The sequence below is a fragment of the Christensenella hongkongensis genome (assembly GCF_000981035.1).
Lineage (GTDB): Bacteria > Bacillota > Clostridia > Christensenellales > Christensenellaceae > Christensenella > Christensenella hongkongensis.
The window spans coordinates 1-3,089 of the sequence record NZ_LAYJ01000055.1; the positions used below are offsets into that span (position 1 = coordinate 1).

The window sequence follows — 3,089 nt, forward strand, 5'->3', positions numbered from 1 at the left end:
CGTTTCAAGGCATACCGGATACCGAAGATTGCACCGATGACCGCACCAAGAATAATCACCGAAATCCACCACTGGCTTTGCGTCTCCGGCTTTTCTTCCTCTTCCTCCTGTGGCGCGTTGATTATCGGCGGATTAATATTGGTACTAAACTCAAATTCCTGCGAAGATACCTCGCCAAACTCATCTTCATAAGAAAGGATTATTTTCCCGCTTGTCGGGCCATATTTCGCGTCTGAATCGTTGCTTTCTCCCGTGTCGAGCGTTCCGACAAATACATACAAATCGCTTTTCTTCGATGCCCCGCTCTCTAAATTACCAAGAAATGCGCTGCCTTCAGGCACAAGGCCGGGGGCTTCCAATTCCGCACGAACGTTATATACCGTCCCTTTCCCCATATTCATTACATTCATGGAAAGAGATATCGTATCACCCGCATTTACTTCTTTGGGTATTTCCGGCTCATCGTACTCGATACGCATGGGTTGTTTGACTTGAATTACAATAGATTCATCCGACGTAAAAGCGGTTGCTTTATCTCCTTCATATTCAACATGAATTGTAATTTTTTGCGGCTTTGGCTCCGCTGTCTGCTGCACCATCATTTTAGTATCAATGGTTACAGTATCCTTTGTTCCAATCTTTTTGTAATAAAAAGAATTGGTTTCGCCCATAGGAATCACGTCTGCTGTTTCACCGTTAATTGTCATTTTAACATTACGCATTGACTGACTATCGTTGGTATTTTGTAATGTGACGGAAAAGGCAAATTCCTGCCCCGCGAGAACAGGGAAGGGATTTACAGAATAACTCGAGACTATTGCTTTGGGTTGTGGGGCGGGCGCTTCCTCTTTAACAGGTTCGTGTGTTGGTTCTGGTTCGGGCGTGGCATTGGGATCAATACCATCCGTTATCGTTACATACAGAATAAATGACTGAGTGAATTGGACGCCGCCAGTTGTTTGTCCCTGTAAATTTATAGTGACCGGATAGCGCCCGTTCACGCGTCCATCCGTCAATGGGAGAGAAAGGTCGATCAGGTAAGCCGATACCTTTTCTTTGCCATTATTGACATTATGTTCGGCCAGCTTGATTGTCTTATCATAGTTCTTGAATACAAACGGGGACGTTGCGGCGTCTCCTAAATTAACCGTCATATTGACACTGTTCCCCTGTAATTCCTGCGAAGAAATAAGGGGCAGAATGATCGATACTGCTCCGTTTGCCACGGTTGGCATATATCCGCTACTGTATGGTTTATCCATACCCTGATACAGGTTGCTGTTATCAATCACAAGGACTGTATTGTCTGTGCTTTTTTCCTGTACCACTGATGTCTGGCTTTCACCTGCGGCAAATGCAATTCCCATTACATTCAATATAATGATGACCGCAAGCAATCCGCTCAATATCTTTTTCATTTTCTGTTTCCTCACTTTCAGGCCGATTTCAATAAGATCGTATTGGCTACTGTAGCAATGACATATGCCACCATCGCACCGAGAACGATTCCCAATATAATGAGATCCTTATTTGTTTTTCTCTTCAATTCCGACAATCTCCCCGTCCGAAATATGCACGATCCGGTCCGCATACCGCGCTTTTTCCATATCGTGCGTGACCATCAAAAGTGTGGTCCCATTCTCTTTCACAATATCCTGTAGGATTCCCATAATCTGCTCTGCCGTCTCGCTGTCAAGGTTCCCCGTTGGTTCATCCGCGAACAATATTTCCGGGTCCGTGATGATTGCCCGCGCAATGGATACTCTTTGCTGCTGCCCTCCTGAAAGCTCATCAGGATCGTGTGCAAGATGCCCCGAAAGCCCAAGCCGTGAAAGCAGCTCCTTCGCCTCTTTGTCCCTCTTTTGGGGCAGTATTCCGCGAAGCATTAATGGAAATGCCGTGTTCTCGAGCGTAGTCAGCGTATCCATCAGGTTAAAACTCTGGAAGATGAAGCCCACATGGTTCAGCCGGAACTCCACCAAATCATCCTCCTTCATCTTATGGATTGGTTTATCCCTGACGAATACTTTCCCTGCCGTTGGTTTTTCCAGCCCCGCGATGAGGTTCAACAAGGTCGATTTTCCACTGCCCGATGTGCCAACTACCGCCACAAATTCTCCGGGAGAAATATCCAGATCAATGCTGTTCAGAGCTTTGAAACGCACCTTTTTTGTTTTATATATCTTTACTAGATTTCTTACGCTTATGATTGGTTCCGCCATACTACCGCACCTCGTCGTCGCAAAGTTCGCTTTGCCTCGTTTTCCGCCCTGCGGTAAACGAGGCCCGCTTCCTTGCTCCTCCTCTTACCCCGGCACGCTCACTTCGCTTCGCTTGTTCAAGCGTGCCGGGGGCCCCATTTCACCGTACTGCCGTAAGAATTCCCGCGTCCATTTCGCACACCGTATCGCACAATTCCTCGATGTCTGCTGCATTATGGCTCGCCAGCAGGATTGTTTTCCCCTTATTTCTTAATCCCTTAATCAGTCCGCGCATATCCTTCACACCCTGCTTGTCAAGACCATTGAACGGCTCGTCCAAAACGAGCAGGGAAGGATCCTCCATGATCGCCTGCGCAATGCCAAGACGCTGCCGCATTCCGAGGGAATATTTTGCAACGTGCTTTTTGAGGTCGGGATCAAGCCCCGCCTTTTTGATCGTTTCGCGGATTTCCCGATCCCCGATCTTGCGTTTGAGAGACGCCAAAAGCTGCAAGTTCTTCATTCCTGTAAGCGTAGGCAAAAAGCCCGGCGTCTCGATGATGATTCCCATATCCTCCGGGAAGTCCATATCTTGTCCCACCTGTTCATAATCTACCAATATTTTCCCTTTCGACGGGAACAGAAACCCGCAGATACATTTAAACAGTACGGTCTTACCCGAGCCGTTGTTGCCAACGATCCCATGGATTTTTCCCGACTCAAAATCATGGTGCACATCCCGTAGGACTTCTTCGCCATTGAAATCTTTATATACGTGCTGTACGCTGATCGATATGTCTTTCATACGCCGCTCCCTGTAAAATTAAAGTTATATTTCTTCATTCCTCGTAGAGCCGTCCAGAATAATATAATGATTGCTATTCCAAA

The 3,089-nt window shown here is 46.8% G+C and carries 3 protein-coding genes; all 3 read right to left on the reverse strand.

Features of this window, described 5'->3' with window-relative positions:
• A partial coding sequence (locus tag CHK_RS03095; protein ID WP_046442585.1) for a COG1361 S-layer family protein occupies positions 1 to 1,418 on the reverse strand: 1,418 nt, incomplete at its 3' end.
• Between the two features lie 108 nt (positions 1,419 to 1,526).
• Positions 1,527 to 2,222, reverse strand: coding sequence for an ABC transporter ATP-binding protein (locus tag CHK_RS03100; protein ID WP_046442586.1), 696 nt, complete (start codon positions 2,220 to 2,222; stop codon positions 1,527 to 1,529).
• Between the two features lie 139 nt (positions 2,223 to 2,361).
• A complete protein-coding gene (locus CHK_RS03105; RefSeq protein ID WP_046442587.1) occupies positions 2,362 to 3,006 on the reverse strand; it encodes an ABC transporter ATP-binding protein in 645 nt (214 codons plus the stop codon).
• Positions 3,007 to 3,089: the final 83 nt, after the last annotated feature.

Coding starts and splice junctions, on each gene's coding strand:
- CHK_RS03100 (WP_046442586.1), bottom strand. CDS start 2,222: ATGGCGGAACCAATCATAAGCGTAAGAAATCTAGTAAAGATATATAAA.
- CHK_RS03105 (WP_046442587.1), bottom strand. CDS start 3,006: ATGAAAGACATATCGATCAGCGTACAGCACGTATATAAAGATTTCAAT.